Origin of the sequence: Paenibacillus chondroitinus NBRC 15376, assembly GCF_004000765.1 — a bacterium.
GTDB lineage: Bacteria > Bacillota > Bacilli > Paenibacillales > NBRC-103111 > Paenibacillus_E > Paenibacillus_E chondroitinus.
Map to the genome: position 1 here is coordinate 34,549 of NZ_BILW01000013.1, position 25,093 is coordinate 59,641.

General features: G+C 44.4%; 21 protein-coding genes. 5 read left to right on the forward strand and 16 right to left on the reverse strand.

The features are described from left to right. Positions 1-59: 59 nt before the first annotated feature. The 8 genes from PCH02S_RS16170 to PCH02S_RS16205 form a co-directional block, all read right to left on the reverse strand. Positions 60-2,243: a malate synthase G gene (locus PCH02S_RS16170; protein ID WP_127454782.1), complete on the reverse strand. Its 2,184-nt coding sequence runs from the start codon at positions 2,241-2,243 to the stop codon at positions 60-62. A gap of 26 nt (positions 2,244-2,269) precedes the next feature. Then, the gene (locus PCH02S_RS16175; RefSeq protein ID WP_127454784.1) at positions 2,270-3,037 is read right to left on the reverse strand and encodes a fumarylacetoacetate hydrolase family protein; all 768 of its coding nucleotides are present in this window, start codon (positions 3,035-3,037) and stop codon (positions 2,270-2,272) included. Between the two features lie 156 nt (positions 3,038-3,193). Then, positions 3,194-3,940, reverse strand: coding sequence for an IclR family transcriptional regulator (locus PCH02S_RS16180; RefSeq protein WP_127454786.1), 747 nt, complete (start codon positions 3,938-3,940; stop codon positions 3,194-3,196). Between the two features lie 164 nt (positions 3,941-4,104). Then, on the reverse strand, positions 4,105-4,980 hold the full coding sequence (locus tag PCH02S_RS16185) for a carbohydrate ABC transporter permease (RefSeq protein ID WP_127454788.1): 876 nt from the start codon (positions 4,978-4,980) through the stop codon (positions 4,105-4,107). Between the two features lie 12 nt (positions 4,981-4,992). Then, the gene (locus PCH02S_RS16190; protein WP_157318803.1) at positions 4,993-5,946 is read right to left on the reverse strand and encodes an ABC transporter permease; all 954 of its coding nucleotides are present in this window, start codon (positions 5,944-5,946) and stop codon (positions 4,993-4,995) included. Positions 5,947-5,966: 20 nt separating this feature from the next. After that, positions 5,967-7,052, reverse strand: a complete 1,086-nt coding sequence (locus PCH02S_RS16195; RefSeq protein WP_127454790.1) for a mandelate racemase/muconate lactonizing enzyme family protein — start codon at positions 7,050-7,052, stop codon at positions 5,967-5,969. A gap of 33 nt (positions 7,053-7,085) precedes the next feature. Then, positions 7,086-9,404, reverse strand: a complete 2,319-nt coding sequence (locus tag PCH02S_RS16200) for a helix-turn-helix domain-containing protein (RefSeq protein WP_127454792.1) — start codon at positions 9,402-9,404, stop codon at positions 7,086-7,088. A 128-nt stretch (positions 9,405-9,532) separates the two neighbouring features. Further along, positions 9,533-11,068 carry an extracellular solute-binding protein gene (locus PCH02S_RS16205; protein WP_127454794.1) on the reverse strand — a complete coding sequence of 512 codons (1,536 nt, stop codon included), beginning with the start codon at positions 11,066-11,068 and terminating at the stop codon, positions 9,533-9,535. A gap of 370 nt (positions 11,069-11,438) precedes the next feature. Between PCH02S_RS16205 and cyoE the strand changes: the two genes are divergently transcribed. Then, on the forward strand, positions 11,439-12,359 hold the full coding sequence (gene cyoE / locus PCH02S_RS16210) for a heme o synthase (RefSeq protein ID WP_127454796.1): 921 nt from the start codon (positions 11,439-11,441) through the stop codon (positions 12,357-12,359). A 108-nt stretch (positions 12,360-12,467) separates the two neighbouring features. Here the strand turns inward: cyoE and PCH02S_RS16215 are convergent, their stop codons facing one another. Then, positions 12,468-12,920, reverse strand: coding sequence for a MarR family winged helix-turn-helix transcriptional regulator (locus PCH02S_RS16215; protein ID WP_127454798.1), 453 nt, complete (start codon positions 12,918-12,920; stop codon positions 12,468-12,470). A 234-nt stretch (positions 12,921-13,154) separates the two neighbouring features. On the opposite strand from PCH02S_RS16215, the gene PCH02S_RS16220 reads away from it, so the two are divergent. Together PCH02S_RS16220 and PCH02S_RS16225 are read left to right on the forward strand one after the other, a co-directional pair. After that, on the forward strand, positions 13,155-13,631 hold the full coding sequence (locus PCH02S_RS16220) for a glutathione peroxidase (protein ID WP_127454799.1): 477 nt from the start codon (positions 13,155-13,157) through the stop codon (positions 13,629-13,631). Positions 13,632-14,139: 508 nt separating this feature from the next. Then, the gene (locus PCH02S_RS16225) at positions 14,140-16,224 is read left to right on the forward strand and encodes an acyltransferase family protein (protein ID WP_127454801.1); all 2,085 of its coding nucleotides are present in this window, start codon (positions 14,140-14,142) and stop codon (positions 16,222-16,224) included. A 52-nt stretch (positions 16,225-16,276) separates the two neighbouring features. Here the strand turns inward: PCH02S_RS16225 and PCH02S_RS16230 are convergent, their stop codons facing one another. Continuing rightward, positions 16,277-17,800 carry a glycoside hydrolase family 31 protein gene (locus PCH02S_RS16230; protein WP_127454803.1) on the reverse strand — a complete coding sequence of 508 codons (1,524 nt, stop codon included), beginning with the start codon at positions 17,798-17,800 and terminating at the stop codon, positions 16,277-16,279. Between the two features lie 115 nt (positions 17,801-17,915). Here PCH02S_RS16230 and PCH02S_RS16235 point away from each other — a divergent pair, with 115 nt between their 5' ends. After that, positions 17,916-18,785, forward strand: coding sequence for an AraC family transcriptional regulator (locus tag PCH02S_RS16235; RefSeq protein ID WP_127454805.1), 870 nt, complete (start codon positions 17,916-17,918; stop codon positions 18,783-18,785). Here the strand turns inward: PCH02S_RS16235 and PCH02S_RS16240 are convergent. The 5 genes from PCH02S_RS16240 to PCH02S_RS16260 form a co-directional block, all read right to left on the reverse strand. Further along, positions 18,773-19,573 carry a barstar family protein gene (locus tag PCH02S_RS16240; protein ID WP_127454807.1) on the reverse strand — a complete coding sequence of 267 codons (801 nt, stop codon included), beginning with the start codon at positions 19,571-19,573 and terminating at the stop codon, positions 18,773-18,775. The two genes, PCH02S_RS16235 and PCH02S_RS16240, sit on opposite strands and share 13 nt — an antisense overlap. 36 nt (positions 19,574-19,609) lie before the next feature. Continuing rightward, entirely contained in the window at positions 19,610-20,941 is a 1,332-nt protein-coding gene (locus PCH02S_RS16245; RefSeq protein WP_127454809.1) for an SMI1/KNR4 family protein, read from the reverse strand. A 101-nt stretch (positions 20,942-21,042) separates the two neighbouring features. Next, on the reverse strand, positions 21,043-21,603 hold the full coding sequence (locus tag PCH02S_RS16250; protein WP_127454811.1) for a YdcF family protein: 561 nt from the start codon (positions 21,601-21,603) through the stop codon (positions 21,043-21,045). Positions 21,604-21,613: 10 nt separating this feature from the next. Further along, entirely contained in the window at positions 21,614-22,042 is a 429-nt protein-coding gene (locus PCH02S_RS16255) for a DUF6557 family protein (RefSeq protein ID WP_127454813.1), read from the reverse strand. A 164-nt stretch (positions 22,043-22,206) separates the two neighbouring features. Beyond that, entirely contained in the window at positions 22,207-22,872 is a 666-nt protein-coding gene (locus tag PCH02S_RS16260; RefSeq protein ID WP_218033157.1) for a methyltransferase family protein, read from the reverse strand. A 181-nt stretch (positions 22,873-23,053) separates the two neighbouring features. Here PCH02S_RS16260 and PCH02S_RS16265 point away from each other — a divergent pair, with 181 nt between their 5' ends. Beyond that, on the forward strand, positions 23,054-23,719 hold the full coding sequence (locus tag PCH02S_RS16265) for an MgtC/SapB family protein (RefSeq protein ID WP_127454815.1): 666 nt from the start codon (positions 23,054-23,056) through the stop codon (positions 23,717-23,719). A gap of 38 nt (positions 23,720-23,757) precedes the next feature. Here the strand turns inward: PCH02S_RS16265 and PCH02S_RS16270 are convergent, their stop codons facing one another. Further along, positions 23,758-25,077, reverse strand: coding sequence for an ABC transporter substrate-binding protein (locus tag PCH02S_RS16270; RefSeq protein WP_127454816.1), 1,320 nt, complete (start codon positions 25,075-25,077; stop codon positions 23,758-23,760). Between the last annotated feature and the right edge of the window lie 16 nt (positions 25,078-25,093).

Below are 25,093 nucleotides of genomic sequence, written 5' to 3' on the forward strand. Positions count from 1 at the left end.
AGGCTGTTAGATGAGGTTTTCACAATACTTCTCTCCCTCCGTAATAAGGAAATACGTCTTTATCTATTCGAAGCCGGCACCATCGCCTTGAATTCCCTGCGTCTGCGATGCAAAATCGGTTCTGTGTAACCGCTTGGTTGTTCATAACCTTTGAATACCAGCTCACACGCAGCTTGAAAGGCTACCGAGTGATCTAAATTATCGGCCATCGGACGGTAAGCAGGATCTCCGGCATTTTGCTCATCGACCACCTTGGCTAAACGCTGCATGGTCTTAAGAACTTGCTCTTCCGTACAAATGCCGTGATGAAGCCAGTTAGCCAAGTGTTGGCTGGAAATACGCAAGGTGGCGCGGTCTTCCATCAGTCCTACGTTATTGATATCCGGAACTTTCGAGCAACCGATGCCTTGCTCTACCCAACGGACAACATAACCTAGAATACCTTGAGCATTATTGTCCAGTTCCTGTTGAATTTCTTCAGGAGTCCATTGCGGTTTGGTTTCCACTGGAATATTTAAGATCTCATTCAGATAATCTTTCCCGCTCGCTTTTAATTCGTTCTGGACTTCCTTGACATCCATTTGATGATAATGAAGTGCGTGTAACGTCGCTGCTGTAGGTGAAGGCACCCATGCCGTATTGCAACCAGCCTGCAGATGAGCAATCTTTTGATGCATCATATCCTTCATCAGGTCAGGCATAGCCCACATTCCTTTACCAATCTGGGCACGACCTTGCAAGCCGCACGCTAACCCTATGGTAACGTTTGATTTCTCATAGCCTTGCAGCCAACGGGAAGACTTCATATTATTTTTGCGAACCATAGGTCCTGCTTCCATCGAGGTATGCATCTCATCGCCTGTACGGTCCAGGAACCCTGTGTTAATAAAAACAATGCGATCCTTCACTTGGCGAATGCAAGCCTTCAAGTTTACGGAAGTACGGCGTTCCTCGTCCATTACACCGATTTTGATCGTATTGCGCTCCAACTCGAGCATATCTTCCGTCCGATTAAACAAAAGATTAGCAAAAGCCACTTCCTCGGAGCCGTGCATTTTTGGTTTTACAATATATACGGAGCCTTTAAGCGAGTTTTGATACGCGCTATTCCTCAAAAGATCGTGTTTGGCAATAAGGCTGGTTACAACGGCATCCAATATGCCTTCGGGAACTTCCTGCCCGTTCTGGTCTAATACGGCATCGATTGTCATCAGATGTCCTACATTCCGGACAAATAGAAGCGAACGACCTGGCAAACTAAATTCCTCGCCTGCAAGAGATGTATAGATGCGGTCAGGATTCAAAGTCCTTGTAATGAATTTATTTCCCTTCGGTACGGAAGCCGAGAGATTTCCTTTCATTAGTCCCAACCAGTTCCTGTACACCAATACTTTATCCTCAGCGTCTACTGCAGCAACAGAGTCTTCGCAATCCATGATCGTCGTTAGAGCTGCTTCCATCAAGATGTCTTTCACGCCTGCCAGATCATTCTGGCCAATCGGATGTTGGCGGTCAATTTGGATTTCAACATGTATCCCGTTATTTTTCAGCAAAACTGCGGAAGGATCGTCCGCCAGTCCTTGATAGCCAACAAGCTGAGAGGCGTCCTTCAAACCTGTCGTTTCCCCATTGGCTAAAGAGACAGACAATTCTCCATTCACGATCGAGTACCTAACCGCATCATGATGCGAGAAGTTGGACAAGGGTGCTGCTTGATCCAGAAAGCGCTTGGCATACGCAATAACTTTATCCCCACGAACGGCGTTGTATGCAGAAGTACGTTCTGCACCATTCTCTTCGTCAATAACATCCGTTCCGTATAAAGCATCGTAAAGACTTCCCCAACGGGCGTTCGCAGCATTTAAAGCATATCTGGCATTGTTAACTGGAACAACTAACTGAGGGCCCGCTTGATAGGAAATTTCCTCGTCTACCCCTTGTGTTGTAATTTGAAAATCTTCTACTTGCGGTTCCAAATAACCAATCTTTTGTAAAAAGGCTTGATAGCTCTCGGCGTTAAAACTTTCTTTATTTTCAATGTGCCACTCATGAATAAGCGTCTGCAGCTCATCCCGTTTGGCTAATAAGGCTTTATTCTGAGGGGCAAGGTCGTGAATCAACGTATTCAAATCTGCCCAGAACTTTTCACTTTTCAACCCGCTGCCAGGGAGTACTTCTGAATTAATAAACTGATAAAGCACTTCAGCAACTTGTAGACTTCCTACGTTTACATATTCGCTCATTTGGATGTCCCCTTTGTAAGTGTAGATTATGATTGTTGAGCAATAACAGGATTTTGCAAGTGGCCTATGCCTTCAATGTAACAATCCACGACATCGCCATCCCGGACTTGATCCGCACCGGCGGGCGTTCCAGTCAGAATGATATCACCTGGCATGAGGGTCATGAACCGGCTGATGTACGCAATCATGCTGTCAATTGGCGTAATGATGCGTTCCATGAGAGCATCCTGCTTAACAATACCGTTCACGGTGGATTGAATACGGGCCGAGTGATAATCAAAGTCGGTTACAATCACGGGACCCAGCGGGCAAAATGTATCAAAGGATTTGCCAATCGTCCAATGTCCCTCCGGATGAAAATAATTGAAAGCCCCCAAGTCGTTGGCTACCGTGTAACCGAAAATCACTTCGTGGATGTTTCTCGGGTCTATGTTTCTCGCTTCTTTCCCGATAATGACGGCAAGCTCCGATTCGAATTTGATATCGTCCGTTCCAAGTGGCAGAACCACGGCGTCTCCGGGTCCGACAACAGTGGTCAATGGCTTAAAGAACAGAATCGGCATTTCCGGTACCTCTGGTTTTGGCGCCCCTTCGCCAACAAAATTTTTACCGATACCGATGATGTGTCTTGGTGTCAGAGGAGCTTTCAGTTGAACATTGTCCAATGAGAATGTCTTCCCGGTAAGAATACGGGAGGTGAAAATATCACCTGTAAATTCATGAATGTTAGATTCTTCTATGATTCCACTGCGTATCTCTGATTCTCCAGAAACGATAAAACGAGCTAGTTTCATACGAAAAGCCGCCTTTCTTGTTCATTATTATGAACAACGTTCTATATTTTGTTTGTAAATTGATCTTCCCACAGTTTTCCGTTTGTGTCAATGGGATTTTGCCGATGTAAAACACAAAAAATCCCGATTCACCTAAGTGCCCCGGGACCCCTATCCTCATATATTCGTTGACAATCGTTTTGCTAAAGAGCAAATTTCACTGATGCTTTCTTCTTTCTTCCCTTCCCAATGATGGATGGGCATGGAACAACTGACCGCTGCAACTACGGTGCCCAGACGGCGAATCGGTGCAGCCACACAACAGAACCCCATGACGCCTTCCTGTATATCCAAGGAATACCCTCTTTGGCGCACGGTCTCCAATTCTTGCAAAAATGCTTCTCGGGAACCGATGGTATGAACGGTTATCTTATGGAGCGATTCCTGAGGGAATACCCGGCTGACTTGCTCGGCATCCATATCGATCATGAGCGACTTGCCAAGGCCGGTTGCATGAGCCGGGATACGAACGCCCGGCCCCGAAACCATCTGAACCGGTGTCGGTGCTTCCACTTTTGTCAGGTAGAGCACTTCGCTGCCATCCAACCTAGCCAGCTGCACGGATTCTTGCAGCTTGCGCATAACCGGCTCGGCCATTCGCCTGAATTCTTCAATCAGGTCATACTGGCGAAAATAAGCACTGCCCAGATCGCCAACCGCGCTGCCCAGAGCGTACGTCTCATTTCTGTCTCGATTGATCCACTGCAGCCGCTCCATGGTCTGAAGTAGAGAATACAGCGTACTCTTGCTGATCCCCAAGTGCTTGGACAACTCGGACAACTTCCATTTGTAGGGCTCCTCCGTCAGTAAGGTAAGTACTGCATGTGCCCGGTCCAGCGCTGGAACGGAATACTTTTGCTCCATTTTGTCACGTCCTTTATATGATAAACATCGTTCGATATATTGATCGTATTATCCCTAGATGCTACCATGCGTGCAATGGCTAGTCAATGCAGAATAACAGAAAGTGCCCATTCCTTCCCCCGCTGCCTGTGAGCCGGTGAATGAATGGGCACTTCCTGAATCCGTTAACCTTTGACGGAGCCTAGCATAACTCCCTTGGCAAAATGCTTTTGCAAAAAGGGATAGATGATTAAAATCGGCACCATAGCCAGCACAATCGAGGCCATACGAATCGTTTCCTGCGGTAAAACTCTGTCGTCACTGCCGACAGACCCTGCACCGCTGGCATCGGAATCGATAACCAACGACTTGACTAGCACCTGCAAGGTCCATTTCTTGGCATCGCTCAAATAAACCAGGGCATTGAAGTACGTGTTCCAATACGAAACCGCAAAGAACAGAACAAAAGCAGCAATCGCCGGCATGGATAAAGGAATGACAATGCGCCAGAAGACGCCGATATCCGAGCAACCGTCAATTCGAGCGGCATCTTCCAACTCCGGAGGCAAGGAATCCAGAAATCCTTTTATCACAATCAAGCTCCATGCATTCGTAAGACCCGATAAAATTAATGACCAGTGCGAGTTTAACAGGTTCATATCCTTCATTAATAAATAGTTAGGCAAAATCCCTGCGTTGAACACCAATGTAAAAATAACGCCGCCGAGCATCCATTTCCTGCCGGGTACATGTTTCTTGGTTAAGACATACGCAAATGTAAACGAGAGGAGAATACTTAGCACAGTCCCTATTCCTGTAACGAATACGGTGCTTTTCAGGGCATTGACGAAGCTATTCGTTGATAAAATATATTTGTACGCAGACAGCGACCATTTTTCCGGGAATAAATAAAATTGCAAAGGTACGTAGACTTCCGGATCGGTGAACGAAACGCTGAATACATAGATGAATGGGAATACACACGCAATAGAAATGATTGCAAGCAGCGAATAGTTCACATAATCGAAAATCGTCATTTTCTTCGTTTTTACGAAACTCATGGGTTCTCCTCCTTAATAAATCCCCTCTTGCCCCAGCTTCTTCACGACGTAGTTGGACAGCATAACAAGGATTAGGCCCACAACACCTTTGAACATCCCCACCGTCACACCAACGCTGATTTTCCCTCCGAGGATACCGATCGTATACGCATACGTGTCGAACACCTGGGAAACCGAGGTGACCAGCGGATTGTTCATCAATAAGATTTGTTCAAAACCGACATCTGCCATATGCCCTAATCTTAAAATCAGCAAGATAATGATCGTCGGACGAATGGCCGGCAGCGTCACATGCCAGATCTGCTTCATTCTCGACGCCCCGTCTATGACGGCTGCTTCATATTGTTGGGGGTCAACGCCTGCCATTGCGGCCAAGAAAATAATCGTCCCCCAGCCCACTTCCTTCCACATGCTTTGAGCGGTGAGCAGCCCCCAGAAAAAGTTCGGGTTAGACAGAAAAGATACCGTGTCGAAGCCCATATTCGATATCAGTTTATTGATCAGCCCTACATCTGTGGAAAGCATAAAAAACGTCATACTAGCAACAACAACCCATGACAAAAAATGCGGTAAATAAACAATTGACTGATTGATGCGTTTGAACGTTTCATGCCGAATTTCATTGAGCATCAAAGCCAGAACAATCGGCAGCGGGAACATGAATATGATGCCGAAAATATTAATGGCAAACGTGTTTCTCAACATGAGATAGAACACTTCACTATGAAATAACTCTGTGAAGTTGGTAAAACCAATCCACTCGCTCCCCCAAAGGCCTTTAAAAGGGTTGTATTCCTTGAAGGCAATCAAGAGCCCCCATAAGGGCGCGAATTTAAATATTAAAAAATACAGGATGCCCGGCGCAGCCAGAGCGTACATCCATTTACTCTGCACCATGGCCGCCCATAAACGTGAACGTTCCTGAACGCGCGTACTTTTTACAGTTGTTTGTACCTGTGTTTGCATGTGTGAAGCACCTCGCCCGTTTATTCGCTCACTTGATACTCGGCTTTTTCCAGCCATTCCGGCCGTACCGTGATGCCCCAGCCTGGTCCTTGCGGAACCTGCACCGCACCATCCGAAACTTTCAACGGCTCTGAAAAAAGTCCATTCGTCCAAGCATCCTCTTCAATCGTATATTCCATGTATTTCCCTGCGTTCGGAATAGCTGAGACCATATGCAGCGTAAAGACGGTCAACATCGATAAATTCGCAGCATGCGGTGTACAGGTCATTCCTACCGCTTCGGCCATTCGAGCGACTTCCAGTGCGCGGCTCAAGCCTCCCACATAGCAAATATCCGGTTGAACGATATCGACGGCACGCATCTGAATCATCCGTTTGAACTGTGCCAAATCCGTATCCTGTTCCCCGCCGGTTACCGGAATGTCCAGGGCGTCAGCTACTTGCTTCGTCCACTCCAGCTCCATGTAAGGGCAAGGTTCTTCAAAGTGACATACCCCGTATTCATCAAGCATCTTGCCTGTTTCAATCGCCTTAGCCGGTGTAAATCCACTGTTCGCATCGACATACAGCTGCGTTTGGTCACCGATAGCAGCCCTTACAGCCCGGACAACCTCTTCCGAACGGCCCGGATAGACATCCACATCACTCGCAAAGTTGTTGGCAATCCTGATTTTGAAAGCCTCGATCCCCTGCGTTTCCTTGAGGCGCAAGATCCGGTTAGCTTCCTCCTGCGGTGAAATGTTGCGCTTCATGCTGGAACCGTAAATTTTAACTTTGCCGGGTTTTCCGCCAAGCAATTCACTAACACTTTTGCCCATGCGTTTCCCTTTCAAATCCCACAAAGCCGTATCCAAGCCTCCGACTGCTCGGCATATATAGGAACCGGGAAACTTATGCTCTTCCCTAACAACCTTTTCCGCCAAGGCTTCGATTTCATTCGCATCTGCACCCAGTGCGTGCGGAGCTACTTGTTGATGCAGCACCAGCGCAGAAATATTCGCATGGTAAGGAGCGATCTGCCCATAACCTTGCAGCCCATCTTCTGAAGTGACGCGGACAACGGAAAGTTGGCGGGTTGTAAAAGTTTCGATACGCTTAATTTTCATCCTATCGTTCTCCCCTTTTCATTCAATCTCTTCCTACCTGAACTGGGAGCGGAATTGCCCCGGCGTCATACGTACATGTCGTTGAAAAATGCGGATAAAGTTGCGCTCGGAATATCCGATCGCTGTGGCTACTTCGCTGATGCTTTGATCTGTATCTTTTAACAGGCGCTCAGCTTGACCAATCTTCGTTTCCACCACATATTCCAAAAAGTTCTTTCCTACCTTCTTCTTAAACAATCGGCTCAGATAGGAAGGGCTTACACCTACCCTCTCGGCGCAATGCACCAAGGACAAATCATTCCCGTAATTGTTATGAATATACTGACACACCCACTGGATCGCGGATTCACCGGATGCTTCCCTATCATTTTTCGTCAACCACAGATACACCGGAAATAACGACTCCTCGAACCAATCGGTCATTTCCTTCGACGTCTGTTTGTTTCTTAACTGCCCGAAAAAATTATGCTCCATAATGTCGACGACATTCGCACCCTGCTTCTCCAGAGACACGATAAAAGCCGATAGGAAGATATGATAGCTTTGATAAATAAATACATAGGATTGTGAATGGCGCAGGATTTCCGTGAATTTCTCGAAATGCTGGATCGCTGCAGACAAATCCTCCTGCTCAAGTGCATGAAGAATCGCTTCTTGCAGCTCTACCGGGTACCGGAGCAGTGACTGCGTTTTCCCATGTTCGAAATCATCAATAAATAATAACGGTTCTGCGTCCCGAAATATCCGGTATTGCAGAGCATGAATCGCTTCCTTATAGGAAACCGGAACGTCTGCAATGTAAGGATAGAACCGTCCGATGCACACATTAACTTCAAAGGACAAATACTTATGAAACGCCTCGATCATCGCATAGGCATAGTTCGAGGTCAGCTCCTTCATGGTTTCCTGCTCCATCTCGGGCTTGAATTGCAGGATGGCCACGCCTCTGCCTTGATAAGGAATCACGTAACCTTCAAGACTATGCTGATTCAACAGCTCCTGCATGACATTAGCCAATGAAAAAGCGACAATTCCTTTCTCTTCCGGCAAAAAACGCTTCTCTTTATAAATATGGTCGGCATCGACAACCAGCACGACACTTGTAAATCCAACACCAATGCCATACGCTAAGCAATCCTGAAGCAGCGTTTGATTTGCCGTATAATCACCGCTCAGCAGCTTGAAGAGAAACTTCTCGCGCAAGGACGGCTCCATATTTTGCACATAACTTTCCAATTTCTCCGTCTCATTACTTAAATAATCCAGAGACTCTTTAATGATATCCAGCTCGTTTTCCTTCGGCTCGACACCATGGCCACGCAGAGAACGGCTGTGATTAATCAGTTGCCCGATTGGCGTATAGGCCCTCTTGGAGGTAATATACGTCAGAAGAATGCCGACACCTACAAATACAAGAACAATAAGCACCGTCATTTCACGAATCCAGCTTAACTGATCGGTAATGACCTGTTCAGGCGTCACAGATACGTAAGTTCTGGAGAATACATTTTTCACGTAGTGATACTGTGCCGGCTTCCCATCAATACCTTCTGCTACAAATATGCCCGAGTTTTGATCCGATGCCTTGATCATCGCAATCCCTTGTAATCTGGCCGTTTCTTCGGCTTGGTTCACTTGGGGGTTTCGCTCGATCCCAAAAGGATCGTTCAGCTTCACGATCATTAAACCTTGATCGCCGGTCAACATGACCGCATCTGTTTCCATAAATGTGCTCAGCTTGGCAGCTTCAATCTCAAAGCCGAGGACGCCCTTGGGCCCTTCCGTACCAATGAGTGGCAGCTGTCTGTAAAAGGTAATGTACCCTTCCTTGCCCTTCAGCTGTGTCCATTGCGTAGGACGTTTAATTGCGAGCAATTCGTCAATATTTTGTTTATATTTGTAATATTCTTTCTCAATGGAGCCGTATTCATTGGAAATGACCTCATGGTTTGTGCTGTTATACAAATATATTTCACTAATAAAGCTATTGAAATTTTTAACCAAAGCAATTTTTTTCAGTATATCAAGCTTCAAAAGACCGCTTTCATCCTGAGGGTTCGTAAACTCTTGCTGAATAAAAGGATCATTGGCTAACTGGAGCGAGTCCTGCTCAATTTCCTGTAAAACCGTTTCGGCGCGGTCCTTCATTATCGTCAAGGACGAGTCGCTTTCCGCCTGTATGTATTTCTGCATCCGATGTGTAGAGAATTGATAATACGCTACGCTAGCCAATATCACCGGAATACATACGGAAATACAGCCAAGCCAAATGAGCTTGAAGAAATACGTTCTCGTGTTCGTTCGCCTCTTTTTTCCAAGTTTTTTCAGAAACATGCTGCTCCAGTTAGCCATAAGTCCTCCCCGTCTTCTTAAGAAGCCCCATTGTCATACCACTCACTTATTCACACAGATGGTTCGTGTGTTAAGCATAGGGAGCGGAGCCGCAAAAAGCAAGCGGTAAGAAACTCACCTGTGGCTGTTTATTTGGGAAACTTCTCCTTATAATCTGCTGCGAATTCCTTATAGGCCGTTTGAAAATCCGGATTCGCATTCAGCTTTTCAATATAAGCTTTGTACTCATCCATTGAAATCTGCCCTACGATCGCTTTGACGACCATCGACTGCCATTCCGATTGGAACTTCGGCCAAATTGACGTCCACGTATTCGAATTAATGATAGAAAACGGATCAATTTTCCCTACTTCTGCATAAACAGCCACTGATTTCTCCTTGGCATCGTTATACGCTTTGGGAGCGGCAGGATTAATAACTTTCATTTTATTATTATAAGCTAGTGGGAAAATAGCTCCTGTGCCGTTAGCGGTTACTTGTTTTACACCAAGTTCGGTGAGCTGCTGCTGGCCATCCACCATCGTATAATCGACGCCTTCGATTCCGTAGTAGTTATAGTCCGTTTGTTCCGGCGTCGTTGTTCTCTCGAAAAAGTCCAGGATTTGTCTTGCTTTCTCCTCCGGCACTTGTTTCGAAATATAAAACGCTCCCGAGAATGGAACCGACAGCTGAACACTGGAACCTCCTGGACCTTTCATCGGTGGCAAAGAAATGACATTCGCGTCAGGTTGCACTTTCTTGATCGTTTGTTCAAAGTTGAAATCGCGCCATGTATTTCTGCCATAAGAAGCGGCTCGCCCTGTGGTAAACATCTCTTCCGCCTGGGTTTGTTTGATGACAGAGAAGTCCTTGGCCAGAACGCCGTCAGTATACAATTTGTGGAAATAGGAAACCATATCCGTGTAATTCGGTGTCAAATACTTGTTAATCATACCTCCGTCTTTCCCATAAATCGGATCGAGGCCTCCAAATGCAGCCAAGAAGCTTCCATCGCTGTCGGCAAAGAAATTGCCTGTGTTGCCTTGGCCGATCAAACCAACCGTGTCTTTCTTACCGTTCCCGTCCGGGTCTCCGTCTACAATGGTCTTAAGGGCAGCTGCGTACTCATCCAATGTAGTCGGCACAGGTAAGTTGAACTTATCCAGCCAGTCCTTTCTCATTTTGAGGCTGAGGTCAATATGGGGACGATTTCGTGGAACACCGAAAATTTTGCCATCCGTACGGACATAGTTCCATACGTCCTTGTATCCATTTTTCTTCAAATTCGGATACTTGCTAAAGTCACCCAAAAGAGGCGTCAAATCCCAAAATGCTCCTTGCTTCACTGCATTTTGCAGTGTTGGACGCGTAATACTGTTCGCAACAATAACTTCTGGAATGTTGCCGGATGCCAAGACCAGGTCAAATTTTGTATCGTAGTCCCCTGAAGGGATCCAATCTATATTTAGCTGGACTTTATTATCTTTTTGGAACTTCATCCAATATTCATTGTTCATATCTGGAATGTCCGCGAATGACGGTACCATAAACTGAACCTTCAGATCAGGCTTTGCAGCCGAAGTTGCCTTGGGCGTCTCTTTACTCTCTCCACAGCCTGCCAAGATCCCTAATAAAAGCGGAGCGAGCATAGTCAAGCTGACCCTCTTTGTTGTCAATATTTTCATAATAGCCTCCCTGTTGATGTTTGTGTTTCTCCGCTGTTCAAGTGTCCGGAACTAACAAGACAACGTGTTAGGCTTTATTATAGGAGCATCGCCAACTGCAAGTAAGTGACAATTCTTGTTCTTGTTGTCCTTCTAGCCAGCATATCAAATTTTGTCACTTTGCGGTCCAGCCCTGCATTCCCACGGCCGAAAATAAGACAAAAAACCGGAACCCCCGGGTCCCGGTCCTCATCCTCCACTTTTGCATCATTCACGAAAGAGACAAAGATTTATGACAGAATCATGAGTGTTTGCAGAAGCAAGACACAAGAGTGACTTCTATATGGTAACCTATACATAGGTAATTTACTTGGAAGGGTGTGTTAGCGACATGCGAGTCCAAAGCAATACGGTTAGCATCCAAACAGTTCCAATCTCATTCACGAAGGTACTCTTCGAAACTATAAAGATTGGCATTATTAAATCCAACCTCATCGCCATGATCGCAGGGCTTAGTGTGGCCTTGTTCGTACATCAAATACCGCTAATGGATAAAATCGGCAACATGACCTTGGCGTTGATCGGATCCTCTCTGGTGATTGGAGCGGCCGGTATTTTTAATAATTTATACGACCGCGACATCGATCGCATCATGGAACGAACGAAAAACAGGCCGACGGTTTCCGGCATCATTGATATCCGAAGCGGACTGTTCCTTGGGATTTGGATCGCAATCGGCGGTCTTGTCTCCTTGTATCTGGCGTCGCCGCTATCTGCTTTCGTCGGCTTTCTCGGGCTGTTCTTATATGTCGTGCCGTATACGATGTGGACAAAACGCAGAACTATCTACAATACAGAGGTAGGCAGCTTGTCTGGAGCCATTCCTCCGTTGATCGGTTGGGCCGCGATCTCACCGGATATTTTACATCCCCATGCCATTGCGCTGTTCCTGTTGATGGTTATCTGGCAGATGCCTCACTTCTACGCAATCGGAATTCGGCGCATGGAGGAATATCGAGCGGCTAACATTCCCATGCTGCCGGTGGTCAAGGGCATTCGCAGAACTTACGTGCAGATGAACGTGTACTTGGTTGCGCTATTTCTAGTCAGCTTTTTGTTCTGGTCCTTTAATCCGTATATTGCCATAGCGAATGCGCTCTTAAGCCTAGCCTGGTTGGTGATGAGCATCAACGGATATAAGCAGAAACCGGAGGACAAGTGGGCCCGTTCGATGTTCATCTTCTCCCTTAACCATATTACCGTGCTGCTGTTGATGATTGTCTGCTACTCGTTAGGTGCACTGTTGTTATAACGGTAAAATTATTATTTCACTCATTTAAGTTTCTATGTGTGCATTGCCTATCAGACTGGCCGGAGGAAACTCCGGCCAGTCTTTTTATTTTGCTTCCCCTTCAGCCTATTATTCTGATCGGCGTGCAACTTCATTTACTTTTGCCAGCAGCTCTTTAAACTGGCCTAGCGATTCTACATATTTTTCGAATGATCCGCAAATTTCTGCAAAAATGTCTACCGATACACTCTGCATTTGGTTTTGCAGCCCTGCACCTTTTTCCGTTAATGCAACCTCAACCTTCCGCTCATCCTCCACAGAACGTTTGCGAACAACCAAATCCGCTTCTTGAAGCCGCTTCAGCAGCGGTGTTAACGTCCCCGAATCCAGCAGCAATCTGTCGCCAAGCTCCGTCACCGTGCTGGTCCCTCTTTCCCATAACACGACCATGACTAAATATTGTGGATACGTAAGCCCAAACTTCTCCAGAATAGGCCGGTAAATGCGCGTTAATTCACGGGAAGTCGCATAGGCCGTGAAACAGAGCATATCCTCTAGCTTCATTACAGCTGCCTCTTTCATCCTCATTCCCCCTGTTATTTCGATATTGTACATTGTAACTCAACCTGCCTATTTCTCAAAATTTAATTTCAAACAATATATAGGCTCCCCTTTTACATAGAGCAAACCTAAATTTACTAAAATTATATTAAGCACAATCTAATTGACAGAAATGCAGTTCAGGGTTTATACTCTGGTACATAAGGTTTTGAAAAATTAAATTTTACAAAATTCAAATTGAAGGGAATGTGTCCTATGTCCATTTATAATTTCAATGTTAAAACAGCTAAAGGAACTCAGAAATCAATCGGTGATTACCGCGGTAAAGTCATGCTGATTGTGAATACAGCTAGCAAGTGCGCATTTACTCCACAATTTAAAGAGCTTCAAGAAATTTATAAGCAATATAAAGACGATGGCCTTGAAATTCTCGGCTTCCCAAGCAATCAATTCGGCAGCGGCGAGAAAGGGAACAACGAAGAAATTCATAGCTTTTGCGAGATTAACTTTGGCGTAACCTTTGAGCTTTTCGACAAAATCGATGTGAATGGCGCCAATGCTGATCCCCTGTATAGCTTTTTGAAAAAAGAAGCCAAAGGTGTGCTTGGTTCTGAATCCATTAAATGGAACTTCACGAAGTTTCTTGTTGACCGAGAGGGGAATGTAATAAAACGCTACGGTTCCACAGACAAACCTATGGCGATCGTAGAAGATTTGAAAAAACTGCTGTAATTTAAGCGGTGATCACCCCTGTACGAAACCCTTGATGCTCTGGATTCATGGTTTTACCACACTCAAGAGAACCAGAGGCCTTTATTTGGAGAAAATAGGGCTTTCTCCTCTCCGAGCGGAACTTACAGGCTCTTATTTGTCCGCGACAGCGCATTATGCCGCAGAAACCTGCAAAATAGCGGACTGTAGTTCCCCTTCCACGTGGAAAGTCTACAGTATTCGGCAAAATAGAGGCTCATTGTTCCCTCAAGATATCTAAGGGTAAAGTTTCACTTTCTGACGAACAACTAACCACCTTCATGGTGGTTTTTTTGTTTATTTATGTACCTATAGAAACAAGCATAGATTTTTAGTAATCAGAGCATCGATAACAGTCAATACTAGTAAAATAACTTCCCGTGCTAAAAAAGCTCCGTCGAGTAAATGTTTTTGAAAATTTGAACTCCTAATCATTGATCTGAGTCTAAGTATTTGTTTCAGGAATCGACAAATTAGGGGAGCTAGCATCATGAAGGAAGTCAAACAAAATCATCCACGCTATATGCCTGGATTGGATGGGATCAGAGCACTGTCGGTCCTTGCTGTAATTGCGTATCATCTCAACTGGGGGTGGGCCTCAGGGGGATTCTTGGGAGTAAGTGTATTTTTTGTACTCTCCGGTTATCTGATAACGGATATGCTGTTGGAAGAGCGCAAAAATAAAAATCGCATCGATCTGAAAAGATTTTGGATCCGCCGCATTCGCAGATTGCTTCCAGCCATGTTGTCAATGATCATCGCTGTTGCCGTCTTTCTGGCGATTTCAAATCATGCCAGACTCATTTCCATACAGGGGGATATTTGGTCGGCGGTAACCTATACTAGCAACTGGTATAATATTTTTCACCAAGTCTCCTATTTTGAGAGCTTCGGCCCTCCTTCACCGCTCGGACATCTTTGGTCGCTCGCCATTGAGGAGCAATTTTATTTATTATGGCCTCTGATTATCATTGGCTTGAGTCGTTTCTTTAGCCCGACTCGCGGCAAGTTTGTCTTACTCACCCTCGCTGGTGCCATTCTTTCTTATCTCGCTATGGTGATTTTATATGAGCCCGGTACTGACCCTAGCCGGGTATATTACGGGACGGATACAAGAGCATTCGGGCTCTTGATCGGTGCAGCTCTTGCTTTTATATGCCCAAGCCGTAAACTTCTCGACCCTACCTTATGCAAAAATCGTTCTTGGATAAATGTGATGGGTATCATTGGTCTTCTGGTTATCATTTACATGTTCCTTCAAACCGGAGAATACGATCAATCGCTGTACACCGGTGGAATGCTTGTCCTTTCAATTGCAGTCTCTTTCGTGATTGCAGCAGCAGCAAGTCCCTCTAGCTTTGTTAGCAAAATTCTCGGTTGGAAGCCTCTACGGTGGATTGGCGTTCGTTCTTATTCCATTTATCTTTGGCACTATCCTGTGATCGTATTAACGAGTTCGACTAGCCCTAATACGGATGCAAGCTATTTTCTTCAAATGATACAGTTAATACTTAGTATCGGATTTGCGGCCTTATCATACACCTTCATCGAAAACCCATTCCGAAGCGGCAATTGGCGTATTTGGACCAAGATTCCCGGATTTCGGTGGGAGGGACGTGCAAATCCGCTGACGTTTAGGTTTTTTATTCGACTCGTACCGATTGCCATTCTCACACTGATCTTCGTTTCCTGCATGTTTAATCGGAGCAGCACAGAAATAGCACTCAATTCTCAAAGTCCGACGAGCGCTAATGCGATTTCTACACCTTCCGATCAATTGACTGATGTAATAAGCGGTGTCTCGACAGCTACTCCTACCGTTGATACAAAACCTGATGCAACTAACGCTGTTCCGACGCCTTCTCCTAAAGGCAAAAATGTCCCTGTTTCGGCAAGCCCTGCCCCGACAGCTTCTCCTGCAGGTCCCCCTTCGCCGGGACAGTCAATTCTTGTCCCGACAGCTACTCCTGTAACGGAAAATTCAGCTGCTCTGATACCCCTTCCCCCTGGTGCAACAAATCAGGATAATATCACACAGAGTGAGAAAAAGACGGCGACTTCGACGAACTCATCCGGCGCTTATAAACGGGTTCCTTTAACCCAGAGGGTTACAGCTGTGGGGGATTCCGTCATGTTGGGCGCAGCCCCGGTTCTGGAGAAAATGCTTGAAGGGATTGTCGTAGACGGAAAAATCGGTCGGCAACTGTCACAGGCTACGGACATTATTAAACAATTCAAGTCTGATAAGACACTAGGTCAAATTGTTGTCATTCACCTCGGAACAAACGGCCCTTTTACAACAGCTCAGCTCGAAAAACTTCTCGAGATGATTGGGGAAGAGCGGGAAATCCTTCTCATTAATACACGTGTGCCTAGAAAATGGCAAGATACGGTAAATGATACGTTAGCCGATACAAGCAAAAAATATGCGAATGTCAAGCTGCTCGACTGGCATTCATTTAGTGAAGACAAGCCCGACTGGTTCGCCAGCGATGGTGTTCACTTGACGACCAAAGGTGCTGAGGCTTACTCCAAGTTTATTCTTAATTCTGTTACTTCTATAAAAAAGATATGATAGGTAAAAAGCCGGGAGCCCTTGTCAGATCAAGGATTCCTGGCTTTTATCGTCACTGTTTTCTATAAAAAGGCAACCTGGCCAGCGGCACCTCAATCTCCAACTTAGCAGGCCCCGACACGCTTGTACCGTCATCTCCAACCCATGTGCCCGAAGGAAAAATGACCTGGCGAGATCGCGCCCCTTGGACGACAACAGGAGCAACCAAAAGTGAATGACCCAGCATAAATTGATCTTGAACCATTTCCAGACCTTCTCCGGGAAACTCATAGGCCATATGACGCAGGATTGGCTCCCCAGTCCGTGAGGCATGTTTCGCAAGATCAAGGATTTCTTCGCCAAAGGCGGCATGAAGTTGAGCTGCTTCTACACAATAGCGCAGATGCTCATCATCCAAAACCCGCCAAGGTGCAGCTGAGAACTGCATCATCGGAAATAAGGCTGAGCATTGGGCCGAACGAACAAATAGTTCCGAATCCAATTGGTCAACTGAAAAGCTCGTAAACTCGCCTCCGCCGATCATATCCGGGCACGTATACGCATAGCCGAGAAGTCCTTGGGCCAATCCATCCGGAATTAAGCAATCAAGCCCGTTATCCTCCCATCTATGCTGCTTGTCTTTCAGCCTTTGGACCAATGGTTGCCCCGCAAGCTTCCAACAAGCGCGATACTCATTGAGCGGATATTTCAGTCCAACTTTCGCCCATGCTTCGCTATGACCATTGCGTGTCGTTTTCTCATAACTCAAATCATCCGACTCATAGAACTCTAAATCGCCAGCATCCAGCTTAAAACCATCAATTCCGAATTGCGACTGCAAGGAATCAAGCTGCTCATGAATCCACGCAACAGCTTGCGGATTCGTACAATCGAGAACGGCGCTGTATCCGTTCCACCATTTGCGAATCGCCGTTTTCCCCTCACCATCTTTTAAAAGAATCCCCGCCGGTTCCAGTTTACGAAATGTGCCGGAGTCAGGGCTAATAAACGGACAAACCCACAGCATGACTTTAAATCCCCAGGCATGCAGTTCATCAACCATCTGCTTAGGATGAGGAAAACGTCCTGGATGAAACGTCCAGGTTCCGTAGGGCTCGTGCCAATTGTCATCAATCATGATGACGCCGGGCGGCATGCCATTTGCGAGTACATCTCTTGCATATTGCAATACTTTCTCTTGCGTCGGATTATAGAGCAATTCGATCCACAGGTTGTACTGCGGTGCAGTAAACAGCAGCTCTTCTGGCAATGTTGGAACTGCCGGGAAGAACGTGCGGGCGGCATGACGGTATGCTCCGGCTAAAGTCTCATGTCCCTCTTCCACTTTCAGCAAGGCAACCTCACCAATCACCCTTAACTCCTTATGATCAATCTGAAAAGCGAACGGCTCCTCGCTCCAAACATATCTCCCTTTACTGGATACAAGCAGTGGGCAAGCCTGATTGGCTCCGCTGCTCGCTGCCAAATCAACACGAAATATCGATGGGCCATATGGCATACTTTTCCCGTCCGCTACCCGGCCTCCCCACCAATACTCGTCAGGCAATAATTCAATGACTAGTTCATTATTAACCATCCAATATTCACTCCCTCTCTTTATACCCATTGTATATCCGGATGTATTGAGGGGACAATCTTAATGTAATGACTTATAATATAACAAAATTGACTTTTTCTTAAGGAGAACTTTAATGCTCAAGCCAGCTGTATACGGATTTCGAAACGACGATACCTCCATCCTCACGCTCGATTCCATTGGATGGCAAATGATCAATAGCCCTGAATACAGTTTTAGCGGAGAAGAGCGCCCCGACTGCGGGCATGTCATTTTTCAATATACGATTCGCGGACAAGGTTATCTTGAGTATGAACAGCAACGCTTCCCTTTGACGAAAGGAACAGGTTTTTTAGTGAAAGTGCCTAGCAGCCATAAATACTTTTACGGAGATCAAAAGGAACCATGGGAAATCATCTGGCTAAACTTGCGGGGAGAAGAGGCGAATCGGATATGGGATTACGTGATGGCGTTGGAGGGGCCCGTCATCCAGAGAGATTCGGAAACGCCTCTCATTCAGGGGCTTTGGAAATTAATGCGCATGGTCGCTGAAGATAAGGTCACCGACAAATATCAACTCTCCCTCGGCGTATATGAATGGCTGCTCACACTCGTACAATCCAGCCGAGAAATGACAAAAGACGTTAGCGCAAGCTCGAGCACGCTCATTCAGACAGCAAAAAAATACATGAGAGATCATTTTGCAGATCCGCTCACTTTGGATATGATCTCTGAGCATTGCGGAATTAATAAGCACTACCTCTGCAGGCTGTTTCAGCGGTCTGAGCAAGCCTCGCCGCTCGCCTACCTGAGGGATCGAAGAGTCGAGGCCGCCATCGCCCTTCTCCGAACCACTGACCTGCCAGTTCAGGACATTGGCCAAACATGCGGCTTTGACAGTCCCAGCTACTTCGGCAAAATCTTCCGTCAATACATGCATATGACGCCAAAGGAATATCTGATGAAGAAGCTGGAGTTTCCTTATGACGCCATTTATTTGGAGTGATTAGGGGAAGTATCAAGAACCATAGTTACTTCCTTTGAAATTAGTAATTCTTTGATTCGCTGCAATTTTAACAGATCATTATTCTCAATTGTCTTTTGCTCTTTAAGTTCGTTAAAATCTGCATTCATAAGGTGAAGTGTGAAGGGGGGCGTAGCCCCGAAACCTCCATAGAAACAGTCTTCAAGACTGTCTAGAGTAAAACCGTAGTACCCTCCTGGCCCATTCATTGCCTCACCGAGAGCACAATAAAATGAGAGCGGATCAACTACATTTGTCATATCCAAGTAAAAGTGATTTTGCTCAACAAATCTAAATCTATTTTGGTTAAAGATAGAGTGTAGACGGATCACTTCCATCCAACCTTTTCTTTGCTTCTGCGTTAGAGCGACCCAATTATTAATAGTTAACGGTTTTGAAGTTACCCATTTATTCCAAATCTCTGAAGCATCAATAGATGGTGTTGTTGCAAAACCGCCAGATATTGTAAAATTAATCCTTTCCCGATTAGCAGCATCCTCTTTATTAAAGCGATATGGTTTTTCAGGAACGAAGAAATATTCTCCTATTACGTCCTTCCCCTGGGAAAGTATGTGTATATGCATCCCGCTCATTCTAGATTTGGTAGTTAAACAGTGTTGAATATAAGTTTCTCTGAACTGTAAACCTACAAACGTTATTTCATATATGTAGCAAGCGATTTTCTTGCGCCCATCTAGGAATCCAATAATATCGTTGCATTCTCCTATGATAAGATTATTTTCATCTTCTACAAGTAAATATTTATTCATGAAAGCCTCCGAAACTATTTTAAAAAACGCAGTTTATTAGATGATTTTTTCAACATTATCAATGATATTTTTTATAATCGACTTTTTGTTGTTAAGTGTCTCGGAATCATGAATTCTCATTAAAAAATCTATAAACTTTTCCCTGCTCGGAACCCCATAGACCTTTAATTGCATGAGATCATATGGTTTCTTTCGTTCACGAATCATTTCGTCTAACGCATGAATCAGTGTTAACTGATGTCGAGTTTCCATTTCTGACCACTTATTAATGTCTTCCCATGTCGGTGATGAAAATGCAAATAATTCAGACCAACCATTCGTGGCAGGTAGTCGACCATTCTTCTCAAGCCAAGTTATTACGCGATTGGATTGGAATACTGACAAATGCTTTAATGCGTCATAGGGATTAACCACAGTTTCTGATATCCCCTCTAAGTATTCGATAACTAACTGGTAGCCTTCCTCAAATGGCAAACACCTAGCGGTTAAATACGATCTGTCAGCAGGATCCAAATAACTTGACTCTACCCATTGCTCTCTGACCCATGCTTCAGCGTTGTTTTTAACTACCTCTCCTATTATTAAACATAAGACTTTTGATTCTTTTGCATGATAATTAGGCAGTCGTTTTAGTACATTTTCAAGAATTTCCGAGTGATTGAATTGACGAAGTGCGTTTGCTTCTCTTGCCTTGACTTCCCCATGGTACAAAATATATTGGAATAAGGATTCAAGTGATTGACTGGCATCTTCAAAACGCAAGCTCTGAAATGTATGGAACCATTTCTTCCAACGCTCTGCTTTTTCCGATTTAGTTTCAATCCCATGGTGGCCTAGAAAATCTTCATATTGCCATATCTCTGCACCAATACAACTAAGTTCTGTCATTTTATTAAGATATTCCATAAACGAAGCAGCTATAGGAATAACATTGTCTGTCTCATGATCCCAGTAGACAATAGGAGGATTAGAATCATTACTCAAATCTAAAGCTAAATAATCACCATTCCTGACTTGAAAAAAAGTAAGCTTCCCCTTCAAGTTAATCGCGTAATCTTCCGTCGAATCTTCTCCCCAATATTCCAACCCATCCAGACTCCAGCCGATTTCCCCACTAAATATTTCTCTAAATTCCTGCGGGAGTATAGCTTCTTCGGGGAACGACCATCTCAAATAAAGCTGTTTTGAATTTTCTAGAAGCACTTTCTTAAACTCACTTGGGATATTGATTCCTAAGGTAGACTCTTTATCTTTGATTTCCAAATCGCTTGCGGGTTTACTCTTAGTAAGTTCGATTATTTTACCACCATTGTTTTTTATCTTCTCTAATATTGAAGACCATTTTTCGATCAGTCTATCGACAACCATATTTACCTCCTGTTACATGAATGACAAAGGGAACAGTTGCACGGCGATCTGCTCCCGTTACGGCAACGGATCCAATTGGGTCTTTTTGCCTTCTCTTGTTGTTAGCTATTCGATCCCATTTCGTGTATGGCAGTTCTGAAATATTTCCCTACCTTCTCAAGCTCATTCATTACGAACTTAATTTTTTCTTCTTCTTTAAACCAGTTATCTTTTGAAGTCCCTGTTTTGTCGATTACTGGGCTTACATAAAAAACAGTCTCTTTTGGAAAAACAAATTGATACGTTAAAAGTGCTCTACGAGCGTGATAATTTTTACAGACTAGAATAACGTGTTTGGGGTGAATTCCTTGTTGTTGTAATACTTCCAGTGATAAACGTGCATTTTCAAAGGTATTCGTTGCTTGATCTTCTTTTAATATTGATTCCGAAGGTACTCCTAGTGACAGTCCAACATTTCTCAGGTATTCCCATTCCGTTGTTTCAACATGCGGAGTGGATCCGCCTGAAGGTAATATACATGGAGCGATGCCTTGATGATATAACATTGCAGCCCTTTCCATTAGTTGAGGATGGCTAGAACCTGGTATTAAAATAACATCTGATTGAGCAAGCTCCGTTTCGAAAAACATAAAATCGCTAATGCAGTCGAATGGAAAAGGCATAAAATCCCCCCTAAACATGAGTATCATCATATCCGTAATAGAATGTCATTTCCCAAAGACAATGAGCGATAAAGCTTTCTTTTGACATAGTAATTAAAGAATTCTCGTCAATAAAATAACCCAGCCATTGATTAAATTTGCTTCCTGCTATAGAGTAGCCAATCCATTCATCGTCCTTACCGCAAACGTCAAAGAGAAGTAAACCATCATCTTCATTATACTTTTCAATCCTAACCGATTCTCCATTACTATCATCTTGAAAAACATTTATATAAATGTACATGCAAGTTGCATTATCTGCAGGTAAAGTCATACTCAGTTTTTCATACAAGGAACCGAATTTTTCCAATCTATCTACTTTATCAGGATAATGGATAACAAACTTTTCCCATACCTTTGAAAAGTCAATCGAAGTAATTAAGTCTTTGAACGTCCGCATATTTACTCCAATCTATGTTTTTTACGTCTTACTAACCGAATAACAAAATCAATGATAATCCCAATCAAAAAGAATGAAAAAAAATGTATAAGGTAGGCAAGATAATTCAACCTGATACTTGAACTATCAGCAGCTAGTTTTACGCTCCAGCGATTTCACCTCCATTACCAAATAAAAGGGATTAAATGATAACGGATCTTCTTACAGTACTCTTCATACCCTGCTAACTCCTTTAATAATATTTTTTCTTCATTTAACAGCCTCAGCACAATAAAAATAATGATTGAAATTGAGGGAATCAATGCCCAAATTGAACCTAATGCAAGAGGGCTGAACAGGATAATGGATATTGCCCCTGTATACATCGGATGCCGCACCAAGGCATAAGGGCCTGTTGATATCACTTGCTGATTCTCACTCACTTCAATTATGGCAGATGTAAAAGAATTCTCTTTAAAAACAAAAAAGACAATGATAAAACCTAGCAAAACGAAGAAATCTGCAACGAATACAAGATACGAAGGTACATCTGACCAACTAAATCTATAATCTAAACCTGGAAGAACTAACAATCCAATAAAAAATATGGCGCCAGAAACGGATTGGAAAATTTTTTGTTCCTTTTCTACTTCTTTAGCATGAACTCTTCGTTCTATGAGCTCAGGATCTCTTTTCAAGAAATAAATATTGATGTACATCGTTGATCCAAAAAAGATGGCAAAATAAATCCACGCTTCAGAGAAATGTAAAGACCCCGCGGGTAAAAATAAAAATCCAAAAAAAACGATTGCAAACAAGATCGTTCTCATATAAACGTTCTTCTTTAACACCACAACACCTCCAAAGTTCTCAAATCGTGTTTAAATATAGATATTCGGTTATTGGGTTTATTTCCCTTTATTTGCATACTATTCTCTCTATGAAACAATGAGAAATTGATCTTTTCTACGCAGTAGGGTAAAATTTCCGATAAAGCGCTTTCAATATTTTCGTGAAAAGGATGGGATCTACATGATGGGATTCGAATATTTACTTCAAGTGATGATTGCCGGAATTTGCGGACTATTCATTGGATATGAGCGTAAAAACAGAATGAAAGAAGCCGGGATTAGAACTCATTTTGTTGTTGCTATCGGTGCTTCTTTAATGATGTTAGTTTCAAAATATGGCTTTTATGATGAACTAGGACAAACTGGCATAGCACTTGATCCATCAAGGATAGCAGCCCAGGTTGTAAGTGGTGTAGGCTTTTTAGGAGCAGGCATGATCTTTATGCAGCGTCATACGGTCAAAGGTCTTACCACAGCAGCAGGAATCTGGGCAACAGCAGGCATCGGGATGGCGATTGGATCCGGCTTATATGTTTTGGGAATCGGGGTTACTGTTTTAATTCTTATTGCTCAAATCGTGCTACACAGACGTTTCACTTGGCTGGCTGCGCCTAAATCAGAGCACCTGATCATACGTATCATCGACGAAGCAGGTTCTTTAGAAAATATGCAAAAAACACTGAAAGAAAAAAATATCAGGATCGTAAATTTTCAAAGTGAGAAATTAAGGGGAACCTCCGAAATTCTTTTGGATCTTACGATTAAGCTGCCTGCGGAATTAGATTTTGAACAAATGATTTCCCTCTTTCACAACATCTCCTTCGTTAATGCCGTTGAAGTCCAGTAATGCAGAGACCGGAACCCCTGCGGGTCCCGGTCTCTTTATTAGTTCGCTAGAATATCGTTTATCTTCTTCTCTAACGAAATTAAACCTTCCTCCGGGTCCAATCCGCCCAAAATAATGCTTTGCAGATCCTCCGACAACGTTGTGAAGATCGTCGCGTATTTATCCGTTTTCGGCGCAAATTTAACTTGGCGCTGAGCTTCAATAAAGATATCCCGGTAGGGCATCTGCTGATAGGCCTGACTTTGCACGACAGCCCGATTGGCGGGAACATGCCCCGCTTGCCCCCAGAGGGTGCTGCCTACTTCAGAAAAATAGGTCATGAAGGCCATCGCCGCCTTCTGTTTCTCTTTGGTTACGTAACTCGGTACGACCAGTGTATGCGAGCTGCCCCAATGGACCGGGCTGCCGAATATAGGCGGAAGCGGCGCAACGCCGACCCGCAGCGATTTTTCGCTCAAGTGATGCCCAGCTTCCCAAACACCTCCGAACCATAACGCCGCTTTTCCATTGTGAAAAGAGTCCCATGGCGTTTTGTCATTCAAATCCGCCAGACGCTTCGCGTAAAGCAGTTGATAAAATTTCAACACCTGCAAAGCTTTGTCATTATGTATCGCGGCTTTGGAAAGATCAGGCGTCAGCAGATCACCGCCAGCCTCATAATACAAGTTCAGAAAAGGTTCCTGAAAATAAGGTGTATTCACCGCAATGGGCTGAACCCCCGGCACTTTCGCCTGAATTTGCGTCAACATCTGAATAAAGCCTTCCGGCGATGTTTTGCCGAGCTTAAGGGTCTCATCCTCATTCAGTAGATCTGCTTGTTTCAGAATCTCTTTATTGTAGTAAAGAACATGAAAATGCGTATCCAGCGGAATTGCATATGGCTTTCCGTTAAAGCTTACGCTTCGTACATTAGAACTCTCAATTTCATCAAAATGGAAACCACTTCCATTAGCCAAGGCATCCAATGCTAGTATTTGTTTGGCTTTGATAAAAGGAGAAATGCGATCAACGTGCGCCACGGCGACGTCCGGCCCTTTTCCTGAAGAGAGCGCCGTGCTTAGTTTTACATAATATTCATTGGACTCCAACCTAAGCTGCTTTACAAAAACCGATTTCTGCGAGGTATTAAAGCTCCTAATAATCTGCTCGACATAATCGCCTTCACCGCCCCCAAATGGATTCCAAAAGGAAATTTCGACTGGAGGCATGTCCCCTTGCGTCACCGATTTCTCCTTGGCCAATTGCGGCGCATTGGTTTCTAACGCATTCGAGCATCCTGTGAAAGTCAGGTAAGTCAGGGCGATCCCCCCTATGCACAAAGCACGCAAGAACCGCCCCTTGTTTCTATGATTTAGCATAACATTCCCCCTGATA